The 21,081-nt window shown below is 38.6% G+C and carries 26 protein-coding genes; 7 read left to right on the forward strand and 19 right to left on the reverse strand.

Going from position 1 to position 21,081, the window contains the following annotated elements; genetic code table 11:
- The first annotated feature begins 32 nt into the window (after nucleotides 1-32).
- Nucleotides 33-929: a hydroxymethylglutaryl-CoA lyase gene (locus AC6F34_RS04240; RefSeq protein WP_500769271.1), complete on the forward strand. Its 897-nt coding sequence runs from the start codon at nucleotides 33-35 to the stop codon at nucleotides 927-929.
- Between the two features lie 80 nt (nucleotides 930-1,009).
- Entirely contained in the window at nucleotides 1,010-1,186 is a 177-nt protein-coding gene (locus tag AC6F34_RS04245; protein ID WP_500769273.1) for a hypothetical protein, read from the forward strand.
- Between the two features lie 164 nt (nucleotides 1,187-1,350).
- On the opposite strand, the gene AC6F34_RS04250 is transcribed toward AC6F34_RS04245, so the two are convergent.
- From AC6F34_RS04250 to AC6F34_RS04265, 4 genes are all read right to left on the reverse strand, one after another.
- Complete coding sequence (locus AC6F34_RS04250) at nucleotides 1,351-1,791, reverse strand: ASCH domain-containing protein (protein WP_500769275.1); 441 nt, start codon at nucleotides 1,789-1,791, stop codon at nucleotides 1,351-1,353.
- A 70-nt stretch (nucleotides 1,792-1,861) separates the two neighbouring features.
- Nucleotides 1,862-2,683 carry a GNAT family N-acetyltransferase gene (locus tag AC6F34_RS04255; RefSeq protein ID WP_500769277.1) on the reverse strand — a complete coding sequence of 274 codons (822 nt, stop codon included), beginning with the start codon at nucleotides 2,681-2,683 and terminating at the stop codon, nucleotides 1,862-1,864.
- Nucleotides 2,684-2,708: 25 nt separating this feature from the next.
- Entirely contained in the window at nucleotides 2,709-3,053 is a 345-nt protein-coding gene (locus AC6F34_RS04260) for a DUF6054 family protein (protein WP_500769279.1), read from the reverse strand.
- A gap of 68 nt (nucleotides 3,054-3,121) precedes the next feature.
- The gene (locus AC6F34_RS04265) at nucleotides 3,122-3,748 is read right to left on the reverse strand and encodes a helix-turn-helix domain-containing protein (RefSeq protein WP_500769281.1); all 627 of its coding nucleotides are present in this window, start codon (nucleotides 3,746-3,748) and stop codon (nucleotides 3,122-3,124) included.
- A gap of 261 nt (nucleotides 3,749-4,009) precedes the next feature.
- Here AC6F34_RS04265 and AC6F34_RS04270 point away from each other — a divergent pair, with 261 nt between their 5' ends.
- Nucleotides 4,010-4,933, forward strand: a complete 924-nt coding sequence (locus tag AC6F34_RS04270; protein WP_500769283.1) for an alpha/beta hydrolase — start codon at nucleotides 4,010-4,012, stop codon at nucleotides 4,931-4,933.
- A 210-nt stretch (nucleotides 4,934-5,143) separates the two neighbouring features.
- On the opposite strand, the gene AC6F34_RS04275 is transcribed toward AC6F34_RS04270, so the two are convergent.
- The 10 genes from AC6F34_RS04275 to AC6F34_RS04320 all read right to left on the reverse strand — a co-directional run bounded on the left by AC6F34_RS04275 (nucleotide 5,144) and on the right by AC6F34_RS04320 (nucleotide 12,731).
- The gene (locus AC6F34_RS04275) at nucleotides 5,144-5,593 is read right to left on the reverse strand and encodes a GNAT family N-acetyltransferase (RefSeq protein ID WP_500769285.1); all 450 of its coding nucleotides are present in this window, start codon (nucleotides 5,591-5,593) and stop codon (nucleotides 5,144-5,146) included.
- 225 nt (nucleotides 5,594-5,818) lie between these two features.
- Nucleotides 5,819-7,141 carry an alpha/beta hydrolase gene (locus AC6F34_RS04280; protein WP_500769287.1) on the reverse strand — a complete coding sequence of 441 codons (1,323 nt, stop codon included), beginning with the start codon at nucleotides 7,139-7,141 and terminating at the stop codon, nucleotides 5,819-5,821.
- Nucleotides 7,142-7,210: 69 nt separating this feature from the next.
- Nucleotides 7,211-7,486 (reverse strand): alpha/beta fold hydrolase, encoded by a 276-nt coding sequence (locus AC6F34_RS04285; RefSeq protein WP_500769289.1) that lies wholly within the window; start codon nucleotides 7,484-7,486, stop codon nucleotides 7,211-7,213.
- Between the two features lie 62 nt (nucleotides 7,487-7,548).
- Entirely contained in the window at nucleotides 7,549-7,929 is a 381-nt protein-coding gene (locus AC6F34_RS04290) for a VOC family protein (RefSeq protein WP_500769291.1), read from the reverse strand.
- Nucleotides 7,930-8,007: 78 nt separating this feature from the next.
- A complete protein-coding gene (locus AC6F34_RS04295; RefSeq protein ID WP_500769293.1) occupies nucleotides 8,008-8,616 on the reverse strand; it encodes a response regulator transcription factor in 609 nt (202 codons plus the stop codon).
- A gap of 2 nt (nucleotides 8,617-8,618) precedes the next feature.
- Nucleotides 8,619-9,704 (reverse strand): sensor histidine kinase, encoded by a 1,086-nt coding sequence (locus tag AC6F34_RS04300; RefSeq protein ID WP_500769295.1) that lies wholly within the window; start codon nucleotides 9,702-9,704, stop codon nucleotides 8,619-8,621.
- 19 nt (nucleotides 9,705-9,723) lie between these two features.
- Entirely contained in the window at nucleotides 9,724-10,410 is a 687-nt protein-coding gene (locus AC6F34_RS04305; RefSeq protein WP_500769296.1) for an ABC transporter permease, read from the reverse strand.
- The gene (locus tag AC6F34_RS04310) at nucleotides 10,411-11,139 is read right to left on the reverse strand and encodes an ABC transporter permease (protein WP_500769298.1); all 729 of its coding nucleotides are present in this window, start codon (nucleotides 11,137-11,139) and stop codon (nucleotides 10,411-10,413) included.
- On the reverse strand, nucleotides 11,139-12,080 hold the full coding sequence (locus AC6F34_RS04315) for an ABC transporter ATP-binding protein (protein ID WP_500769300.1): 942 nt from the start codon (nucleotides 12,078-12,080) through the stop codon (nucleotides 11,139-11,141). Before AC6F34_RS04315 ends, AC6F34_RS04310 begins: the two co-directional genes overlap by 1 nt.
- A gap of 318 nt (nucleotides 12,081-12,398) precedes the next feature.
- Nucleotides 12,399-12,731, reverse strand: coding sequence for an iron-sulfur cluster biosynthesis family protein (locus AC6F34_RS04320; RefSeq protein WP_500770137.1), 333 nt, complete (start codon nucleotides 12,729-12,731; stop codon nucleotides 12,399-12,401).
- Nucleotides 12,732-13,009: 278 nt separating this feature from the next.
- Here AC6F34_RS04320 and AC6F34_RS04325 point away from each other — a divergent pair, with 278 nt between their 5' ends.
- On the forward strand, nucleotides 13,010-13,210 hold the full coding sequence (locus AC6F34_RS04325; RefSeq protein ID WP_500769302.1) for a CDGSH iron-sulfur domain-containing protein: 201 nt from the start codon (nucleotides 13,010-13,012) through the stop codon (nucleotides 13,208-13,210).
- An 87-nt stretch (nucleotides 13,211-13,297) separates the two neighbouring features.
- On the opposite strand, the gene AC6F34_RS04330 is transcribed toward AC6F34_RS04325, so the two are convergent.
- The 3 genes from AC6F34_RS04330 to AC6F34_RS04340 all read right to left on the reverse strand — a co-directional run bounded on the left by AC6F34_RS04330 (nucleotide 13,298) and on the right by AC6F34_RS04340 (nucleotide 15,394).
- The gene (locus tag AC6F34_RS04330) at nucleotides 13,298-13,774 is read right to left on the reverse strand and encodes a DinB family protein (RefSeq protein WP_500769304.1); all 477 of its coding nucleotides are present in this window, start codon (nucleotides 13,772-13,774) and stop codon (nucleotides 13,298-13,300) included.
- A gap of 63 nt (nucleotides 13,775-13,837) precedes the next feature.
- Nucleotides 13,838-14,170, reverse strand: coding sequence for a YolD-like family protein (locus AC6F34_RS04335; protein ID WP_500769306.1), 333 nt, complete (start codon nucleotides 14,168-14,170; stop codon nucleotides 13,838-13,840).
- Between the two features lie 12 nt (nucleotides 14,171-14,182).
- Entirely contained in the window at nucleotides 14,183-15,394 is a 1,212-nt protein-coding gene (locus AC6F34_RS04340; protein ID WP_500770139.1) for a Y-family DNA polymerase, read from the reverse strand.
- Between the two features lie 304 nt (nucleotides 15,395-15,698).
- Between AC6F34_RS04340 and AC6F34_RS04345 the strand changes: the two genes are divergently transcribed.
- Both AC6F34_RS04345 and AC6F34_RS04350 read left to right on the forward strand, forming a co-directional pair.
- Nucleotides 15,699-17,153, forward strand: coding sequence for a serine hydrolase (locus AC6F34_RS04345; protein ID WP_500769308.1), 1,455 nt, complete (start codon nucleotides 15,699-15,701; stop codon nucleotides 17,151-17,153).
- Between the two features lie 34 nt (nucleotides 17,154-17,187).
- Nucleotides 17,188-17,877 carry a hypothetical protein gene (locus AC6F34_RS04350; RefSeq protein WP_500769310.1) on the forward strand — a complete coding sequence of 230 codons (690 nt, stop codon included), beginning with the start codon at nucleotides 17,188-17,190 and terminating at the stop codon, nucleotides 17,875-17,877.
- A 33-nt stretch (nucleotides 17,878-17,910) separates the two neighbouring features.
- Here the strand turns inward: AC6F34_RS04350 and AC6F34_RS04355 are convergent, their stop codons facing one another.
- Nucleotides 17,911-18,705 (reverse strand): SDR family NAD(P)-dependent oxidoreductase, encoded by a 795-nt coding sequence (locus tag AC6F34_RS04355; RefSeq protein ID WP_500769312.1) that lies wholly within the window; start codon nucleotides 18,703-18,705, stop codon nucleotides 17,911-17,913.
- 21 nt (nucleotides 18,706-18,726) lie between these two features.
- On the reverse strand, nucleotides 18,727-19,695 hold the full coding sequence (locus AC6F34_RS04360) for an MBL fold metallo-hydrolase (protein ID WP_500770141.1): 969 nt from the start codon (nucleotides 19,693-19,695) through the stop codon (nucleotides 18,727-18,729).
- Nucleotides 19,696-20,177: 482 nt separating this feature from the next.
- On the opposite strand from AC6F34_RS04360, the gene proC reads away from it, so the two are divergent.
- On the forward strand, nucleotides 20,178-21,008 hold the full coding sequence (proC, locus tag AC6F34_RS04365) for a pyrroline-5-carboxylate reductase (protein WP_500769314.1): 831 nt from the start codon (nucleotides 20,178-20,180) through the stop codon (nucleotides 21,006-21,008).
- The last annotated feature ends 73 nt before the right edge of the window (nucleotides 21,009-21,081 follow it).

The following is a 21,081-nucleotide window of genomic DNA, read 5'->3' on the forward strand; positions in this document are numbered from 1 at the left end:
AACTAATATAACCTAAAAAGGGGAGATTTATCATGACGTTCAACCTTCCTACAAAAGCAACGATTATTGAGGTTGGTCCAAGAGACGGCCTACAAAATGAAAAGGCTTTCGTTCCAACTTCTGTAAAACAACATTTCATTTTAGAACTGCGCAATGCAGGCATAAAAGAAATGGAGATTACTTCATTCGTCTCACCTAAATGGGTACCCCAAATGAGCGATGCCCAAGAGATCGTTGAAGCCTCTTTAGAACCATCATCACATGATCTAATCTTAGCTCCAAACAAAAAAGGCATTGAAAGATTATATTCTACAAACGGAAAAGCTGTAGCCGTCTTCGTTGGTGTCAGCAACTCTTTCAATAAGAAAAACATCAATAAAACAACTCAAGAAAGTATGGACGAACTCACTCCACTCATTCACGAACTTAAGGAAAAAGGATATTTTGTGCGTGCATGCATTTCTACAGCCTTTCATTGCCCTTATGAAGGTGCAATTGCCAAGGACGATACGATTCAATTATGTGAGCAGTTTGTAAATGCAGGTGCGGACGAATTAAGTGTTGCCGATACAATTGGCATGGCTGTTCCAAGTGAAGTGAACCCGCTCTTTGCAGCACTTGTTGAGCGCTTTCCAAATACATTAATCACTGCACACTTTCATGACACGAGAGGTATGGCATTAGCCAATGTCGTCGCTTGCTTGCAAGCCGGTGTCAACCGTTTTGATTCATCAACAGGTGGATTAGGCGGCTGCCCATTTGCTCCAGGGGCTACAGGAAATGTCGCGACAGAAGACGTCGTCTACATGTTAGAACGAATGGGCATCAAAACAAACATCAAGCTAGACAAACTTCTATCAGCAATCGAAATCGTCAAACCACATGTCTCCCGACCGATCACAAGTGCTTACTATCGATTGCATGGATGAATGAACAATTTTTGCTATCAAAAATTAAACCTATCTTGTCTCTTACCATGCTATATTCAATTAAAAAGGAGTGAAACCATATGTTCAATTGGCTCAAATCATTGTTTGCCACTAAACCAGTTCATCCTAATAAAAACGACAAAAAGGACGACACAAGTCCTCCTCTTGTATTTAATGATTCAACTAGTAGTTCCAAAAGTGATTCCTCTACTGATGGTGGTGGAGATTCTGGCGGAGGTGGCGATGGTGGCTGTTAATACAGCCATCACCACCTTTTTTCGCATGTATGTATCAACCATATCAATCAACTAGGATCATTCCATCGAATAATAGTATCCCTCTTTCTATAGTATACTCTTCATGCAACGTGAATAGGCTCTCATGCCCTCCACTTTCAAGTTCAGAATGGTGGTTTCGCCTATTATTTTGGATATACTTTTTTAAATCTTTCGCATACTACTAGCATATCTGGAGAGAACTCCCGTTCATATTCCTTCAGCATTTCAGTAAAGAACTTTTCATGAGCATCCCACCAAAATGTATAATCTCCCTCACCCTCTGCTAATGCAAATTCTTCTGTAACTTCATTCATTTGAAGAACTTCAACAGAAACAATTTGAATGACTGCAACAGGTTCGTCATGTCCATTTAATACGATAAAATATTCGTCGACTTTTGGTATTGGTTCATTTTCCAATTCATAAAATACATACCCAGAGGTTGTCGCTGTTTTCTTTCCTTCAAGAACTAGGGCAGACAGCCAATCCGCTTCTACACCAAACTGAAAAGCCCCTTTATAAGACATAGCTTTTATTTGAGCAACTTCACAAAAATCATTCCAAAATTGTTGAACATTATCCATATAAAAACCTCCCTTTTCAAGATCACTCGATTATAGATATTGTTGTCACATACAAAAAGATAGATTTTTATTATTGCAATTTAAACTCATACCCTTTGTATTCAAAGGACACATTAAATCCTATCTTCTCTGCTACCGCAATTGAAGGCTTGTTAGACTCCATACAATCCCAGTAAGGGACAAGGTTATTTTCCAAACAATGCTCTACAAAAGTTAATGCTAGTTTCTGTGCTAACTTTTTTCCCTGATGTTCTTCCAACGTTTGAATGTCAATACAATGTACATCCTCAACGACAAAACCGGATAAACAGCTGCTTACGATTTTATTTCTATAAACCACGCAATAACCAATTCCTCTATTTAAGAATTGCTCGTATGAAGACCAAAACTCTAAGATCTTAGCACGTAAAAATTCAATATTTTCAATCGAATCATCACGTAGTGCTTCACTCATTTCAACAACATGATAACCCTCTTCAATAGCAGGGTGTATGGTGTTCTTATTAGCCTCTTTTTGCAACATATACACCCGCTGGTTCCAACTTCCTAAATTACGGTTTTCAAACACTTTTTTTATTGTCTCATTCCACTTACTATGATTACCAAGACCTTCAAACCAAGTTAATCCGAGGTTTCTAGCTTCCGGGATAATACATGTATCAATGAAAGTATTTAATTCACTATTGAACACTTCGTTTCTTTCATTGCCAATAAAGATAAAGCCATCGTTATTGCCTAACCAGATAAGACCGGAAGTAGGAGAATGAATGTTATCTACAAAAATGCGGCCAGGATTTACTCCTTCAATTACAGCTCTAGCTTCTAATTGACTTAGTTCATGCAATAACCCTTTGCATTTATAAAATTCCGACTTTTTCATTTCTCTTACCATTGGCTCCCCCATACCTTTCCAAGAATTAATCTTGTTTGCCCATCCCCTCAATACTTCGTTGTACGATCGCTACCATGTCACTTTCGGCCCCGAGGCTAAAATTGAAGAAAACTCCACTCCCTCCACCAGCACCAATTGCTGAAATAAAGATCTTACCGTTTGATTCGACTAGTGTAAGGCTTAAGCTGGCTCTGTTCCCATTTCTCATATAATATTTATCATAGACACGAACAGCTATCTTCGTCTCTCCAAGTGTGTAATTGCTTTCATCAACCAAGTTCATGCTGATGCCACTATTGCTAATATCGTGATTCAACCGATTAACAACATCTCGAAAGTCACCAACAATCGTCTTTTCATACTTTGCCATAGTATTCCCCTCTTCTTTTAATCTATCATTCTCTATATTTTGTTTTTAAAGGAAAACCACTTAATGCTCTACCTATGCCTTCTTTTCAAGGCATAGGTAATGCCCCCCGAAAGAGTTACATACACTAAACCTGTTAAAAGATAGTCCATTTCCACCGCTCGGGCTCTAGGATAATAACTTAACATAAAAGTAGAGAAATAAAAGACAGGGAAAGGCAATATTAGCCATGCATTTAGTGCATAAAAATGTCTACGAACATTGTTTAGTGTTTCATCAGTTTTAGGATGGCTACTCATTGTTTCAAAAACAATCACACCAATCACCTGTACAATTAATCCGATACTTACGGTTAACACAGTTTGCCAAGTAAGCTGTGCTACGATTGACATGAGTAAACCGATAACACTTATACCGGTTACCGCAATAACTAAATTTTTGATATTCTGCTTCGGCTCTAATACAGCAGAATCACTTTCTATTGCAGAACGATCTTTGTTGTCTAATTCATCGAGTAAAAGATAATCAGTAGAAACGTTAAAAATTCTACTTAGTTGAATAATTTTATCGGTTTCAGGAGTTGATTCACCGAGTTCCCATTTCGAAATTGACTGTCTAGAAACTGACAGCTCCTCTGCTAATTTCTCCTGTGACAGCCTATTGGATTTTCTAAGTTGAAGTATCTTTTCTCCTATCATCACTTCAATCCCCCTCTCATGATTATTTTTATCTTAAGTTTAAACCTGGTTGCACTCTACAAAGTGGGGCTTGAATGTTCGCAACTAGCAGTTGCAATCCTTTGTTTATGCGTATAACTTTAACATAATTCCACTTCCTGTAACTGAATAACGTGAATTTTTTTCCGCTCTAAAACAAAATCTAAACAAATTGCCCAAAAACTTATCCAAATGGTAATATTAGGAGTAGACCTATGAATCAACAAAAGGGAGAGACCGCTTTTGCGCAAGCTAATTCGTGTATTACTAACTTTGATTGTTACGTTAACGAGCTTAGGCGTTTATTTTACAAATCGAATTATGTTTATGAAGAAAAAGCAAGATGATTTCATATTAGCGCGTGAAAAAGAAGCCGGACGGTTAGATTGGCTTAAATATACAAATCTTCCGAAAAACGAAGTACTCATTTCTTCTCCTTTTGACTATCAGCTTAAAGCGATTGTAGTCACCCCAAACCCTACAAATAAATTTGTTATCATCGCTCATGGCGTTACAGAAAATAAAATGAATTCAATAAAATACATGAATATTTTTCTTGAAAGAGGCTTTAATTGTGTGATCTACGACCATCGGCGCCATGGTGAATCTGGCGGGAAAACGACCAGTTATGGTCATTATGAGAAATTTGATTTAAAAGCTGTCGTTGATTGGTTAAAAGCAGAAAAAGGTGAAGATATTATCTTGGGGATTCATGGTGAATCAATGGGTGCTGCGACGATGATTCTATATGCAGGCATGCTTGAAGATGAGGCTGACTTTTACATTGCTGATTGTCCATTTTCGAATTTCAAGGATCAATTAGCGTATCGATTAAAATCAGAAATGAAGCTACCACCTGCACTCTTTTTACCTGTGGCTGATCTCTTTTTACGAATTCGGCAAAAGTATTCAATGAATGACGTTTCCCCCATCTCTGTCATTGAAAACATTGCAAAACCGATTCTATTCATCCATAGTGAAAAAGATGATTTTATTTTACCTTCTATGACAGAAGATTTATTTCATAAAAAACCTGGCCCTAAAAAGATGTTCCTCGCAACAAACGGGGTACATGCACAATCCTATAATGAAAACAAAGAAGACTATGAACAAGTGATCGATGAATTTCTACATGATTATGTGTTTAAAAACGAAGAAAAAAAGTAGCAAACCGAATTTGCAAAGGTTGGCTACTTTTGTTTGGGCTCCAAAAGAACCATCTTCTCCACTATCAATAATAGTTGTGAATTTTGAAAAATCATGTAAATATTTTTCCAAAATACCTTTCTCTGATTCTTATATTTCTATAATCCTCACAGATACAATTGCTTACAACAATATATTTGTTTCATTTTTAGCAGTTGTCACAGATATAAATTATAATTGTTTTACCATCTTAACTATTTCTTTTTGATACCCTAGATGTTCATACAAACCAACAGCTCTTTCATTGTTTTGGAATACATCTAATACAATTTCTGATAATCCTTGATCAAATGCCCATTCCTCTGCTTTTTTCATTAACGCTTTTCCTACTCCCCTACCTTCACCATTTTGAGAAACAGCTACTGCCGAGACATATCCTTGTTTTCTACCAGTAAAATATTCTTCTTGAATAATCAGTTCGATGTATCCTAAAAAAATCCCATTATCCTCTGCTACATATATATTTTCCTTATTGTTATAGACTGCTTTTTCAGCTAGTTCATCTTGCTTTTTTTTCATTAAGCTTTGATCCCTATAGCTCATATAATTGATCGAATTGAACCTTTGTGAAAGGCCTAGTATATTTGATGTGTCTTCTTCTTTAAACTTCCTAATAATCATTTCCTTTTCCCCCAGGTAAATTTTTCTACTTTATTCATACCATAATTTCCTATCAACATCCAAGGAGAATTTTTACAAACTTAAATATCACCCATTATGTTCCCATAGAATCGCCAGCAAACTTACCCAAATGGTAATTGTATTAGAATCCTTTTTATTATTTCTAATTACAATTAATAAAAAGCTCTATAAGACTATAATCTAATAGAGCCTTGTTCATATACATTATTTAAGTACATCTTCTAGGAACTCTAAAGTAATTTCATTGATCTGCTGATGACGCTCTCTCACTGACCCTTTGCCAGTCATGCCAATCCACGATGTGATTGGTGATAGCAACGGAAAATCACTAAAATCTAAATGCAGCGCTCCTTCAATCGAAAGCACTTTATCTTCTCCACTGATAGCAATTACCTTCTGAAAATATTCTTCCAAGTATTCTTCATCGTCTAGATATTCCTTAAGAACTTCTTCGTCACTAGTAAGAGTAAGGAAAGGTTGTGAAACACCAAATTCATGGGCATTTCCATATGGAAATCCATCCATGTTCATTCCAGCGTGAAATCGATCATCTACAGCAAGTGTGTGACTTGCTGTTGCTCCACCGAATGAATGACCGATGTAGCCTACTCGACTTAAGTCAATTTGATTTTCTAATTGCTCAATCCAATTGTTATCTAACACTTCTCCATTGTTCACTTTTTCAATCCAATCCATTACGCTTTGTGCATCCGCACTCCATTCAAAAAGATACTCATTCATTACATCGGCACTCTCTGTAAATTCGATTTTGGCTAAACCAGGCTCTGTGCCATCAGGAAATACGGTTCCTGGTGAGTAGTATGTATGGTCAATCCCAACAACAATATAACCACGACTAGCTAATTCTAATAGTTGAAAATGACTTTGACTCCTATTACTACCGAATCCATGTGAGAAGAAAACAACAGGATAGGGTTCATTCGCTTGTAATAAATTTGCTTGATGATAAGCTGGAACTTGTTGCTTTACAAAAGATTGAAGCAGAAAGCCTGGTATACCATTTCCTTCAGCAAATCCACTCATAAACTGAGTAGGATGATCGTGATAATTTGCTTTTTTCACCGATTCTGTTTCTGATGCTGGATACCATAATTGCACCATGATTCTTCGTACAGATTCATCTTGAGACCATTTTTCATTTCGTTTTGAATCGACTACTTCAAACGATTGCGTTCCAACTGCAAATTCACCGGTAGGTGTTGAAATTGTATGCCAAGGAAATAAGTACCCTGGTAATAAAAGGGCAACTACTAAACAACTGGCTAAAATCAAATGATGACGGAGTAGACGTTGTTTTGTCTCAATAGAAAATATCTTTATACTAAAGTATATTGTAAACAAAAATAATGGAACCATCGGCCAACGCCAGCCGTACATGACAAATAAAAAGAAGATCGAAACCCACTGTGCAATAATAGAGAAGAACACCATTTTTTTATACTTTTCATTTCCTAAAAATGCTGTAGTGACTATCAAAATAGCAAGAATTATTTCTACTAAATTCATACATCCTCCTGCTTTTCTTTTAGTGTAATTATACACCAATATTCTTGTGGATGTATTTAATCCCACTCATTATTTTCCATATTCCTTTATATCTTTTATCAACTCGGGTACTTTATTTTTGAAAAAATGATCATGATTATTTAAAATACGTATCTTTATACTCGGAATAGCATCAATGTAATAACGTTGATGATGTGATGGAACAATTACATCATCTGAACTGTAAAATAGGAAGGTGATGGGGATCTGGGATAAAAAAGCTCCACTTATTAAAAGCACCGGCACCCCAATTCCTCTTTTTTCTGTCCAAAGTAGTCCTTCCTTTACCTCTACCATTCGCTCCAATGTTTTTGCCTCCTATATAAAAAAGCACTCCTCTTATGACCTGAGAAATGCTTTTGATCTTTTTACTTCGTTTCCATTACTGCAAAGTAGTTCTCCTCATCATCGGCGAAATTGAACACTCTTCCCGAAGGCATATGGATGATTTCGCCAACTGTCGCCCCATGTTTAACGAGTCGCTGATAAAAAGACTCTAGATCGTCCGTATGAAACATAAGTGAAGGTGTGCCAAGATTGAGCTCTGGTGACATTTTCGCAACGAATTCTTTATCATGTAAGATAATCGTTGTTTCTGCCCCTTTGTTTGGTGCGATTTCAATCCATCTCATGCCATGATCCGTTGACTCTTCAGCTACTACTACAAACCCTACTTTTTCTGTCCAAAATTGAACAGCTTGTTCTTGGTTGTGAACGTACACCATAATTTGCCCAACTTTATTAATCATCTTCTTCTTAGCCTCCTTCTTTCATATGGTACTATTCTCTATTCTCTTTCCTCATTTACATTTCCTTTTTTCGAAAAGTTATTTTTTCCGTTGCCAATAGTAAATAGCCAGTTGTGTGCGATCGCGCAATTCTAATTTATCAAGAACGATGGAGAGTATATTGCGAACCGTGCCTTCGCTTAAGTAGAGCTGAGTTGCAATTTCTTTGTTCGATAACCCTTCGACAACGAGCTCCATTACGTCCTTCTCCCGTTCCGTTAACAGCTCGAAGCCCTCCTGCTCGTTATGCACAAGCTTATCAAGTACCTCCTGCGTGAGAACCATCGTATCCGAATTGATCGCACGAATTTGCTTCGCCATATGCTCAATCGCACTAGACTTAATAATGTAGCCTCCTGCTCCTGCCTTTAAAGCAAGTCGAATATTGACTTCGTCTTGAAAGGTCGTCAGCATCATAATTTTAATATGCGGCCAGCTTTTTTTAATAATCTTTGTACTTTCAATCCCATTCAAAACTGGCATTCTAATATCCATTAGAATAAGGTCTGGCTGAGCGTTTTTACAAAAAGCGATCGCTTCTTGCCCATTCTCCACCACACCGACAACCGTTAAATCTTCCTCTTTATTGAGAAGCAATTGTAAACTCTGACAGATCAAGCGATCGTCATCCACGATTAAAATATCCATCGCTACTTCCCCCTCCTCTCCAGAGGCAAGACACAGACAAGCAAATAACCTTTTTGGCGATCGATCGTTAAGCTTCCTTTTAACGCTCTTGCCCTTAATTGTAGACTTCTTATCCCACTGCCACTCGCTGATTTTTGCATTGCGGTCCCATTATCATGGATTTTCAATCTCACCAGTGTTTCTGTAATATCTAGTTCGACTTCCGTTTTCGCTGCATTGCTGTGCTTGCTTACATTTGTTAGTGCTTCTTTTAAACAAGCCTCCAGCATCGTCCACGCTTGAGAGGACACATAATCGATATTGCCAGCGTATTGAAATTCTACATGTAATGGCTTTGCATCTGCTACAACCCTTTGTAGCCTTTCAATGCCTATAAAGGTGACTGGTGTAAGATTATGAACAGTATTCCTTAATCTTGCCGTACTTCTCGTAAGTCTAACTTTCACTTGCTCGAGTAAGCTATTTGCCTCATCTTCACCTTCCGTCTGTTCATACGCTTGAATTGCAAGTAGCGCCCCTGTTAGATCATGCCCTAAATGATCGTGCAGCTCTCTTGAAATCCGATTTCTCTCCTTCATTTCAGCTGCTTTCTCTACTTCATAATACGCTGCCAATAGCTCCATTTTGATCTGTTCAAGCTCATACTTTGCCTTTCTCTCTTTGTCAGCTTCTGTTTCTAGTTGCTCGCGCTCATTCATTGAAGAATAAGCAAAGCTGCCTACTATTACTGTGAGAATGCTATACCAAATCAAGGTGATGTCATACACACTATCAATCATAATCAGTAAAATCAAAGGGAAGAATATCCACCATTTCCCCTTTAATGATGCTTCAAAAATTGGAATTGCTAAGCCGTAAAGAGCAAAAGGAATAAATGGGATGAACATTAAACAGATGAATACGTCAATTAGAAAGCTCCATTTTGACATTGAAAACCGGAAACGCATGCTCATCATAATGAGCAATAGTAGGATAAAAACAAAAGCCTCAATTCCAGCAGCACTTATGAACCAGAGGTGTGCAAGAATCAACAACTGCGCCATCCGCCAAAATGTTACATATCTATACGGTCGTTGCCCCCCTCTCATGCACATCCCTCCCCATTTATTACTGCAATTTTTTCACGCTTCCAGTGACTAGAAATAAAAACATATACAATATAAGCATTCCATTCACTAGTAGAAATTCCTTTATTTCTCCACCAAAAACCACCCAATCAATTCCCCAAGCTAACCAATAGGTCGGAAAAATCAACGCCACTTTTTGCAAAAACTCTGGTAATAATTCAATTGGCATCAATACGCCACCGATTAAAGCGATGACACTTATAATGGACATAAAAATTAACATGGACATTTCTTTATTGCGGAAGAATGAGATCCACATTAGGGCAAAAGCGATCGATGCCATACTGAATGTAACGAATAACACGAGCAACCAAAAGGGATGATAAAGCTCTTTCCCCGCTAATACTCCACCATACACTAAAATAAGGCATTGTATGACCAATATGAACAAGTATGCAAGCAGGTTTTGAGCTAAATAGTTCAAGTGGCTAATTGGAGCAATCGATAGCCTTTTGGCAATTCCTCTTGTTCGGTCTTCTAAAATTAATCCCGTAAGCTTCAAGCTAATAAACAATATAAAAATTCCAAAGTATTGATATCCGTATGGAAGATGTGGCCAATATTCTCCCGATGGCAGGAAGATCGCTGCGACTGGGAAGAGAAATAAAATGAACAGACTTGTTTTATTAGCTGTGCTCCTCTTTAAAGCATAATAAAAAATCGTCATTTAAATCTTCCTCCTGCCGAGGACATACATGATGATAAAAGTGCCTACAATTCCGATTATCAATCGAGACATATAAGGAAGTGCCTCTGAAAATTGATCGGCTTGTGCATAACTAATAGCATTCGCTGCTAGTAGGAGCGGATTAATGTATTCATTAGTAAACGTGATGATAGCATGGTCAGGCATTGGAAAAAACAAGCCTGCTAATACAATAAAACCAATACCATACACTTCACTTAATCGCTCCGCTACTTTAAAACTTTTTACAGAAAAAGTGAAAATCAAACTTACAATGCTCGACAAGACCGCCAATAAGCCAATCATGAACATAACCCAAAACCAATTTCCCCATTGTACACCTAACCCCAATCCTGTAAAAAGAACTAATAAAAAACCAAGAAAAATGGAGAATAACGTTCCACACAAGGAGATTGAAAAGGCATATAATGGACGGTTAATCGGTGCAATCATAAAGCGTTGACGTCTTGCGGTAAATAAGTCGTTTTGAATATAGGCAATCACGATTGAGCCACCGAACAGTTGAAACACGAGTGTCATTAACAGTGCTGTATCATAAAATGCTGGATCACCATGTTGATTTTTCATATCCCCTAAGACGAAATAGAAAATCGTGATGAGTACAATGGGGACAACTAAGAGCAATAGCAGTGTGATATAGTCTCTGCTCATTCGAAGTACTGTGTACGGAATCGTTCGTAGGACTCGCATTATGCCTCGCCCCCATCCCTTAATTTCCGACCAGTCAGCGTTAAGAACACATCTTCTAAGTTCGGCTTCTCTACATGAATGCCGACAACTCCAGAGTCTTCCTTGATAATCGTTAAGATGCGATCAAGATGTCCAGAACCAGCTGATGAAACAACTAAAATATGGTTTCCATCCTTGACTACTTGTTTTACATCAGGCAGTGCTTGAATATTCTCCAATGCTACTGCTTCTGGATGACTTACTTCTACTTTTATTTTCTCCTCATGCTGAATATTTTGAATCAGCTCTTGAACCGTTCCTTTTGTGATGATTTGTCCTTTATCTAGGATCACGACCTCCGATGCGATCGCTTCAACCTCTTCCATATAATGCGTTGTATACAGAATCGTCGTTCCTTTTCTTTTCAATTCCTTTACAGCCTGCAAAATATGGTTTCTCGATTGTGGATCAATCCCTACTGTCGGTTCATCCATGATTAATAGCTTCGGATGATGAACAATGGAACAAGCAATATTCAACCGCCTTTGCATTCCTCCAGAGAACTTACTCGCCTTCTCCTTTGCATGCTCTGTTAGCCCGACAAACTCTAAAGCTTCTGCAACACGGCTTTTCTTAACTTCTCCCTTCAAGCCATAAATCCCCGCAAAAAAGTTCACATTTTCCCTTGCTGTTAATTCCGGAAAGATCGATATTTCTTGCGTGACTAAACCCACTTTTTCCTTATTGCTGTTTTGAAATGGCTTTTTCACGTCCCCAAAGAGTACAATTGTACCTTGATTAATCGTTTCCATCCCTGTCAGGCATTTAATCAACGTTGTCTTACCCGCTCCATTCGGTCCAAGTAGCCCGATGATTTCTCCTTCATTTATGTCCAAATCAATATAATCCAACACAAGCTTCGCATCATACCGTTTTACAATTCCATTTAGTGAAGCAATCATCTAGTATCACCCTTTCGTAATTGTTACTATCAGTATGACAAGAATCGCAAAACGCAAATAGTTACATTTGTCATTGGGTTCGTGCATAAAAAACAAGCTACGATTGTCCACTTTATACAGACACTTTCCGCGGGCAACGCTTCAACTCCTTGGTAGAAAACAACTTCCTGCGTGATTTTTCAGCTGTTGCTTCTCCCGTCGGAGTCGCCTCCTTACGCTCTAGTCGAAAAATTAGTGCTAAATCTACAAAACAAAAAATTGTGATGTATAAAAAAAGATTGTGACCCACTCATGATGTCAACAATCTCTTAGATGTACCTATTTTTTATCTGTATAGTCGAAAAAGCTCATTCTTGGATTCAAGTACTCAAACTTCGTTTTTAGTTGATAGCAGTTTGCCTTTTCTGAGAAGTCAATGATTAATTCTTCTGCTAAGAAAACCTGCTTCGAACGCTCTACGTAAATTTCACCTACATCTGTTTCGATCGCAACATCGTCTTCATCAAGCGCTGATACGAGCCATAATGCCGTTACTCCACTGACAACACAGCCACAACCATCCGTATCATACTTGAGCTTTAAGAATCCCTCTCTGCCTGCGATTTTTGTTGTTAACTTTTCCAACGCTTTCTCTGTGATTATTATATTCATAGCCATCCCTTTTCTATCGATGTTTACGTCCATTATCGCACTTCTTTTTGATATTGCGAAATTTTTTGGACTTTTATAAGGTTATTTCAGTGAAGGTGTTGGAAAATTTAAAGAATACGATTGGCAGTATCTTCGATTCGTTTTTAAAAAAGTGGACAACGAATGGAAATTACTCGGCATAGCAAGAGATGTGCACTCGCCATGCGTCATTTTTTCACTCTTGCTTAATGAGATATTTTCCTTTAAAATTGGATGATCTTGTAAAAGGGGGCTATAAGGTGAGTAAAGTTCAAATAAAGGTGAACGATAATGGTTCATTACGAATTACTGGTGATGTTGAGTTAATTGATGCAGAGGGAAATGTGTTTGAGACAAAATCGACTTTTTCTCTTTGTCGCTGTGGATTAAGCGAGCGCAAACCTTTTTGTGATGGTTCCCATAAAGGCGTATTTCAATCTGCACCACGTGCCGGTGTATAAATAATGGCCGTCCAATATGGACGGTTAGTTCACTTTCCAAGTTCTTTTGTTATACAAAAAAAGATTGTTGAAAAACAACAATCTTTTTTAGTTCGTAACCCGCTGTTTCAATGCTTGAATTTGCATTAAGAGTGTTTGTAAATGCATCCCCTCATGAAAAATAGTACGGATCAGCACTTGCTCAATTGTATGCATGCCCATTTCAGTCGGTGCAAACTCATCCTCTAATCGCTCTCCATACATTTCTTTAATGACAGCTGGCTGATGGCGTAATAATGCTTCAAGCTCCGTAGCTGTTGGTGTTTCTTTTGTAAAATTTTCCGGAGTCGTTCCATAGCCGAACCATTGTGAAAAACTTTCCGCTAGTGGTGTCTTTTCTTTCGTAACCGCTTGAATCCAAAGATATTGATCTGTGTATAAATGACCTAAGTTCCAACGAATGTTATTGCGAAAGCCAGCTGGAATGATGTTTTTTTCTTCGTCTGTTAACCCACCTACAGCTTGTAACACTTCACTTCGATAAGTTTCAAGTTGCTGAAACAACACTTCTTGTCTTTTATTCATGAACTCTCTCCTCCTTTCTTCCTGCACCTATATTCGATGCATCAAACCTATTCTCCTGCTTTTTTAATCCGTATGCTGAACATCAACGATTTTGTTTATATGAATACGATGGACTTCTTCAAACTGGTCAATAATGTGAAGACATTGCTGCATTTCATCCCAATAATGGATATGACCTATTGTTAATTCATACTTATGCTGGCGGAAGTGTGTGATACCAACACGGAAATGATATTCCATCGCTTCCAAGAGCAACTCATTCATTCTTTCAATTTCCTGTTCGTCCAGCGTCTTTTCTTTTTCATAATTGTCTTCTTCTGCCCATTCGCGCAAAAGCTTCACATGCTCTGGAAGCATCATTGCTGTCCATTTGATTTTCCCTCGATCTCGGATCATCTCTCTAACTCCTTACATTTTGTGTCCGCCAACAAGCTTCGCGCGCTGACGAGCTGTTCCGGCAGCAGTATACGATACGGCTCTTAGAAGCGCATCTGAACCAAAGCGACTACGGATGCGATCAACTGTATAGCCAATCTCCCTCTTTTTCCAGCCATCTTGGTCAAACAAGCTCAGCTGCATTTCTCGATCATCCACAATATTACTTAATGAAATAGATACTTGCCGTACTGTTTTTCCTTCGTAAAAACACTCAAACAACTCTAGGCATGTTTCGTAAATGTCCATCGTACGATTTGTCGGAGACTCCCTTGTCTTTGAGCGATAAAACCCTCCTCCAAGCTCATCCTTGCTATAACTAAGTCCAAAGCTAACTGTTCGTGCCGACCGATGAGCTGTCCGTGCTCGGCGTGCCACTTCTTCACACATTTCTAAAATGACATGCTTAATTTCTGTCTCTTTCGTATAATCACGCAATAAAATTTGGCTTTTTCCATAGCTAATCTGCCCTTCCATGATTGGTGCACCTATGTCTGATAAATCAACACCCCATGCGTGGTGATACAGTTGATTCCCCATGACCCCAAACTTTTTTTCTAATCGTTGTAAGTCTGTTTGGGCGAGCTGACCGACAGAGAAAATGCCCATGCTATTCAGCGTCTTTTCTACTTGACGACCAATTCCCCACATTTCTCGTAATGGAGAGACAGGCCACAACTTCTCTCGTACATCCTCATATGTCCACATCGCCACCCCTTTATGCTTTGCTTCTAGATCAAGGCATAGCTTTGCGAGCAACATATTCGGGCCAATGCCGATTGCACAGGGAAGCTGAAACTCCCTCTCAATATCATCCTTGATTTTACATGCGATTGTGCTGGCATCTCCCCAAAGCTTTGTTACACCATCCACCCTTAGGAAGCTCTCATCCACGCTGTATGTGTGAATGCATTCCATCGGAACATATCGATGAAAAACACGCGTAATCTCCATTGAAATGCGTAAATAAGTAGCCATCCTTGGCTCACGAATCAACACCTTTGGATGATTAGGTACTTCGAACAATCTTGAACCTGTTTTAATACCAAACTCCTGCTTCATTTTAGGAGAAGCAGCAAGAACAATACTTCCTTTTTGCTCTAAATTTCCTGCTATAACTAAGTAACAATTTAAGGGATCCAGCCCCTCCATTACTGCTGTACAACTTGCATAAAAACTCTTCATATCGACACACAAATATTGCCCTTTCGGCAAAAGGCTATAGTCCACTGTCTGAACCCCCCTTACCAAATAACGAACAAACGTTCTTTTATATCTTATTCAAATCATAAGCGAATATACGTTCGTTTTCAATGGAAATTTTTTTCGAATCCTTACTACATTATTGGTGCAGCACTCCGTAAGTTCTCAATTTCTCGAATAAAGGCCTACATCTTAAGCCTTATGAAAAATGAAGACTGGGGGTCGATGGGCACTCCCCTTCTTTATGGTTTAATTTACCTAAAAAGGGAAGGAGAAAAAAAAAGCAATGAAAACACTAGCTAAACACATCACCTTAACTGGTTTAATCCTCTGTGTAGGGTTTTTCATATTTAGTCATCAAGGAAAAGCTACAATTGAGGATCACCACCATCAGCAATTGGACTCCTACATTGATCAGTTCCTTCAGGCGCATAAAATTCCGGGAGCCTCGATTGCTATCACACGGGAAAATGAACTTTTTTACTCAAAAACAGCGGGAATTACAGGTGAAGCAGAAGAGAAAATAACAGTAAATACACCCTTTACGATAGGCTCAATTAGTAAGCCACTAACAGGGCTAGCAATTTTGACATTAGTTGACAAGGGCTTTCTACAACTCGATGAACCAGTCAGAACGTATTTACCATGGTTTTCACTTGAAGACAAAGAAGCAGCGAAGATCATTACAATCGAGCATTTGTTAACACAAACGAGTGGACTCAGTACATACACAGGTTTGTCCTTATCAGACAAAGGATTAACAACTGATGAAGGAATCAAGAGCCAAGTAGAGGCGTTATCTGACGTCAGACTGACATCGATACCAGGTGAAAGGCACCAGTATAGCAATGCAAACTTTCTAATTCTCGGTGCAGTCATTGAAGAAATGACGAATCAAACATACGCTGACTACATAAAACAGCATGTATTTAGTTCGTTAGGAATGAGGAGCGCAGCAGCTAATCTTCAAATGGCTATTCAAAATGGCTATCAGGCAGGGTATCAGTCATGGATTGGTTTTCCAAGAAAAACAACTGTTTCCTATGATAATAGCGGGGCACCTTATGGCTACATCACAGCAAGTACACTGGATCTGTTGCAATTCCTTTCATTTCTAGATAGCTCGGAACAAACCTTAATCAACCATGAACTTAAACAACAATACATTTCTCCCCTTGTCCAAACCGGTAATGATCGATACTACGGACTCGGTATTCGTATCTCTAAGCCCAATACTTCTGATGAGATAATTTGGCATTCAGGTTCAACTCCTGACTCACGTTCAGAAATCTTTTATCTCCCAAAGTCCGGGTGGGCTGGAGCCATTCTTACAAATAAGAATCATATCTTAGAAGAAGATGCACTGATTCACTTAAAACAAGGGATCATCGCTCTATTAAACGGGGAAGAAGTTAATCATATACCTAAGCCATCTTATCTCATACAGATTGTGTTTATCTGTGTCATTGTCCTGCTTTTCCTATTTGGGGCAGTACTCTGCTTTAAAAGAAATTTGATAAAGATGCCGATTGTTTATAGCATACTCTTTTTTTTGCTAGGAATATTTCTTATTCCAATGTTAACCTATGGTGTTCAATCACCATGGCATTCAATCAAAGTATTTGCACCCGATCTCGCCTTCTTTACGGTGGTCATTGTCATTCTATTCATCTTAAATGGGGCACTAATGCTATCTATTTCAATAAAAAAGATTAGAGTAAAAGCAAAAAGGATAAAGTAAGAGGAAGCTAATATAAAATATTGGGAGAACCCACTTGAAAAAACACCTCTTTCTCATTCTTGCTTTTCTATCAGTTGCATTACCAAAAGCAGCTAGTACCGATTACTTCAGCAATAAAGTCGTTGCGAAAATGGAAAGTAAAAACATATTTTTATACGCCGAACAAGCAGAAGATCAATTTATAAATTTTATAGTGGAAATAAACGGGGTAAGGTATCCAAGGTCCCTCTGGAAAAGCGTTGAAAATACGAATGCGTATGCTCCTAAAATCGTCTATGAAAACATTGATCATGATTTAGAAGAAGAAGTGATCATCATTTTGAATGAAGGATATGGGACAGGTCTCTCATTGGAAACGATTCATGTTTTTGATCAAAGCAACGAACGTTTCTTCAGCGGACGTTTCGGAGAAGTTTTCGTGGAACAACCCCTTACGATTATACAAAAGCATGTACAAACAAGACTAACAAATGAAAAAGCCATCATCAAAGTATCTAATAAGGCACATGCCCTCGATATCACACGATTTGAAATTGCACCTCAGAACATATTTGATCATGTGTTCTTTGGAAATATAATCAAATATGATATCGTAAATCAACAGTTGAGCGCAAGGGTGAGCGCACAAGTATCACCAGGTGCCTTCATTGGTGAAGTGGGGATTACTTATAAAAAACAAAACGGGCAATTTCACGCGAGTAAAATTGCATATGTACCCAAATAAAAAGAGGATGAAGCCCTTCGCTTCATCCTCTCTTTATTTCTTTTCAAAAGCGCCCTTTCCAAGTCTTTCAACAAGAGCTGGGAAAAGTGAATGGAGCACACTGCCGGCATGCATCCAGCCTGGGAGGTTGATTTCTCTCTTCCGGCGTAGCATGTTAGCTGTCACTTTTCTGGCAACGTTATCTGGTGAAAGCATGTATTTCTTGACGCTGTTGACATATGATCCGCTTTCATCTGCTGTCGCAAAGAAGTTCGTATCGATTGGCCCGGGATTAACAGCTGTCACATATATCCCATATTTTTCAACTTCCAAACGCAGGCTGTTCGTATAGCCAAGAACTGCATGCTTTGTCGCTGCATAAGTACTAGATTTTGGTGTTGCTAGCTTCCCCGCTTGTGAAGCAATATTAATTATATGTCCACTTCGTCTTTTCATCATCGTTGGAAGAATTGCATTCGTCGCTGCCATCAACCCGAATACATTGACTGCAAACATATTTTTCACGTCTGCTATTTCATCTTCATGTGCGTATCGAAACAAGCCATAGCCTGCATTATTTACAAGTACGTCAATTCCTCCAGATTGCTCTTCAATCTCTTTCATTGTTAGTTCCAACTCATCGGTATGTGTCACATCGATTGTGTACGTGTAAACTTGTACATGAAAGGCTTTTTCCAACTGAGATTTGATGTCCCACAGTCGTTCTTTATTTCTAGCTAGTAAATACAAGGTTGCACCAGAACGAGCACAATGGTGAGCAAGTCTTTCTCCTAGCCCTCCTGTAGCACCTGTAATGACTACATTTTTCTGTGAAATATTGGCATTCACACGTTTCACCTCAAACTTTAATTAATTCGCTCGATACACAATCGCCCCATTATGTTCCTCTGATTGGATAACACCTAAGTCCTGTAAGTAATCAATCTGGGCGACGGTTTCTGATAATGTAAGCGATAGTTCTTTTTCATATACCCTTGGAAAAAGCCTACGACACACTTCAAAAACCGACAACGCTTCAGAGTCTAGCCATTCCTTCACAAGCATCGCACGATCATGCTGACGCTTGCGGCGCTTTTCAATTAAGTTATTCACTGTTGTTATATCTTCTCCATGCCCAGAATAAAATCGCTCAATTGGCAAAGTCTTTATTTTTTCAAGGGAAGTATTGTATTGTAATAAAGGCTTAGGGCGCTCATCCATCCCAGGCAATGGCGGCTCAAGCAACGGATTCGGTGAAATATGGGCGAGTAAATGATCCCCACCGATAAACACCCCATCTTCTTCACGAAATAAACCAATATGGCTCTGAGCATGGCCAGGTGTTTCATATACCTTCCAGCCTGACAGATTCGCTATGTCCTCTCCTTCAGCAACCCTAAAATCGAGCGCTCGGTCACTGGAATAACGAAGAGACTTCTTTATTCTTTTTACCATCGGCAAATACTGTTCTGGTACGGCAAACTCTTGAAACATTTTCATAAAAAAAGCTTCCAATTCGTTAATGAATAGGTCAGAACGCTTTAACCAGCGATTGTTAAGTTTATGACCAATTATCGGTACATCCTCACTAAATAAATCAAGAAGCCCTGCATGATCTGCGTGATCATGTGTCAAAACAATTTGCTGAACATCTTCAGGCTTCAGCTTTAGTGTAGCAAGCTCCTTTTGTAATACAGCCCACGCTTCATCTGTTTTTGGACCAACATCTACAAGCGTCAACTTTTCACCATCTACAACATATACGTTCACATCTCCAACAGGAAATGGTGTCGGAAGCGAGATTTTCGCAATTCCATCTTTCCACTCTGCCAATCTCACCAGCCCCTTTGCATTATTTTTATATAACAAACATGATGAGCACTCATTAAAAAGGATTTATATAAAACACATTTTATCGTTCTTTCATAAAAATGTCATTATTTTCACATAACAAAAGAATAAATATTTATAATTGTTAGAATAGTCTATTGACAGACTGGCCCTTTATGGAGCATAATCATTAGAAAAATTCCTTTTACACGTAAAAGTGATGATTAAGTCAAGTACATAGAAAATGGTGCAAGAGAGTGAAGCTCGAGTAGGCTGAAAGGCTTCATCACCCCCTTTTCTGTCGAACCTCCTTATGAACTGTTTTGGGAAACCTAAACCGCTGATCCAGCGTTAGTGGAGCAATGAAGGCTTTTTATGAATGTTCATAAAAAGCGAACAAAGGTGGTACCACGAAAGTAAAGCCCTTTCGTCCTTTCTATAGGATGAATTGGGCTTATTCTTTTGGAAAAATAAGTGAGAGGAGCAAACAAATGAACAAGATAGCAATGATTGGTGCGGGCTCCATGGCTGAAGCTTTGTTAGCAGGAATGATTAAAAAAGGACTTATAGAAGGTAAAAATGTCGTCGTAACAAACAAATGCAATCAAGAAAAGTTACAAGCCATTCATTCTGCATATGATGTCAGAATCAGCTACGATTTACAAGAAGTCTTTCAACATACGGATATCGTCATTTTGGCAATGAAACCAAAAGATGCAAGCAGTGCCATTGAGGCAATCAAGGATTATTTGCAAAGTGACATGCTGATTATCTCTGTATTAGCAGGTGTATCCATGGAAAGCATTGAACAGATTGCAGGGAAAAAACTATCCATCGTCCGCGCGATGCCAAATACATCTGCAACGATTGGTCGCTCAGCGAGTGCGATGGCTGTGAATGACTATGTCAATGAAAAACAACTACAGTGTGTTAAGCAAATTTTTGAAACAATTGGGTACACAGCACTTGTAAAGGAAAAGCAGTTAGATGCTGTCACCGGCCTATCAGGTAGTGGTCCTGCCTATATTTATTATTTAGCAGAAGCGATGGAGACAAGCGCGATTGAAAACGGCCTAGAAAAAGATGTTGCCAAAAAGCTTATTATCCAAACACTATTAGGTGCAGCTGAAATGTTAGATCAATCACCAAAAGAACCTGCGCAATTACGTAAGGAAGTCACAAGTCCGGGTGGCACGACTGAGGCTGGCATAAATGTACTCGAATCACACGACGTGCAAAAGGCTTTCATTGACTGTATTAAGGAAGCAACTGCACAATCGAAGCGATTAGGTGAAAGCTTTACACTCCATGCAAGTAAATAATCAATTAATCTATGGCTCAGAACTAGATTTTTGAGCCTCAATACCCCTATTATGAAGTCTTTGCAAAATCCCT

Source organism: Niallia sp. CD-39 (assembly GCF_059874745.1).

What these genes read in the sequence shown, in the direction of transcription:
- AC6F34_RS04300 (WP_500769295.1), bottom strand. Translation starts at nt 9,704, where the DNA reads ATGAGAGGGGGGCAACGACCGTATAGATATGTAACATTTTGGCGGATG.
- AC6F34_RS04245 (WP_500769273.1), top strand. Translation starts at nt 1,010, where the DNA reads ATGTTCAATTGGCTCAAATCATTGTTTGCCACTAAACCAGTTCATCCT.
- AC6F34_RS04265 (WP_500769281.1), bottom strand. Translation starts at nt 3,748, where the DNA reads ATGATAGGAGAAAAGATACTTCAACTTAGAAAATCCAATAGGCTGTCA.
- AC6F34_RS04250 (WP_500769275.1), bottom strand. Translation starts at nt 1,791, where the DNA reads ATGGATAATGTTCAACAATTTTGGAATGATTTTTGTGAAGTTGCTCAA.
- AC6F34_RS04240 (WP_500769271.1), top strand. Translation starts at nt 33, where the DNA reads ATGACGTTCAACCTTCCTACAAAAGCAACGATTATTGAGGTTGGTCCA.
- AC6F34_RS04340 (WP_500770139.1), bottom strand. Translation starts at nt 15,394, where the DNA reads ATGAAGAGTTTTTATGCAAGTTGTACAGCAGTAATGGAGGGGCTGGAT.
- AC6F34_RS04295 (WP_500769293.1), bottom strand. Translation starts at nt 8,616, where the DNA reads ATGGATATTTTAATCGTGGATGACGATCGCTTGATCTGTCAGAGTTTA.
- AC6F34_RS04335 (WP_500769306.1), bottom strand. Translation starts at nt 14,170, where the DNA reads ATGATCCGAGATCGAGGGAAAATCAAATGGACAGCAATGATGCTTCCA.
- AC6F34_RS04330 (WP_500769304.1), bottom strand. Translation starts at nt 13,774, where the DNA reads ATGAATAAAAGACAAGAAGTGTTGTTTCAGCAACTTGAAACTTATCGA.
- proC (WP_500769314.1), top strand. Translation starts at nt 20,178, where the DNA reads ATGAACAAGATAGCAATGATTGGTGCGGGCTCCATGGCTGAAGCTTTG.
- AC6F34_RS04280 (WP_500769287.1), bottom strand. Translation starts at nt 7,141, where the DNA reads ATGAATTTAGTAGAAATAATTCTTGCTATTTTGATAGTCACTACAGCA.
- AC6F34_RS04305 (WP_500769296.1), bottom strand. Translation starts at nt 10,410, where the DNA reads ATGACGATTTTTTATTATGCTTTAAAGAGGAGCACAGCTAATAAAACA.
- AC6F34_RS04290 (WP_500769291.1), bottom strand. Translation starts at nt 7,929, where the DNA reads ATGATTAATAAAGTTGGGCAAATTATGGTGTACGTTCACAACCAAGAA.
- AC6F34_RS04320 (WP_500770137.1), bottom strand. Translation starts at nt 12,731, where the DNA reads ATGAATATAATAATCACAGAGAAAGCGTTGGAAAAGTTAACAACAAAA.
- AC6F34_RS04345 (WP_500769308.1), top strand. Translation starts at nt 15,699, where the DNA reads ATGAAAACACTAGCTAAACACATCACCTTAACTGGTTTAATCCTCTGT.
- AC6F34_RS04310 (WP_500769298.1), bottom strand. Translation starts at nt 11,139, where the DNA reads ATGCGAGTCCTACGAACGATTCCGTACACAGTACTTCGAATGAGCAGA.
- AC6F34_RS04275 (WP_500769285.1), bottom strand. Translation starts at nt 5,593, where the DNA reads ATGATTATTAGGAAGTTTAAAGAAGAAGACACATCAAATATACTAGGC.
- AC6F34_RS04260 (WP_500769279.1), bottom strand. Translation starts at nt 3,053, where the DNA reads ATGGCAAAGTATGAAAAGACGATTGTTGGTGACTTTCGAGATGTTGTT.
- AC6F34_RS04315 (WP_500769300.1), bottom strand. Translation starts at nt 12,080, where the DNA reads ATGATTGCTTCACTAAATGGAATTGTAAAACGGTATGATGCGAAGCTT.
- AC6F34_RS04255 (WP_500769277.1), bottom strand. Translation starts at nt 2,683, where the DNA reads ATGGTAAGAGAAATGAAAAAGTCGGAATTTTATAAATGCAAAGGGTTA.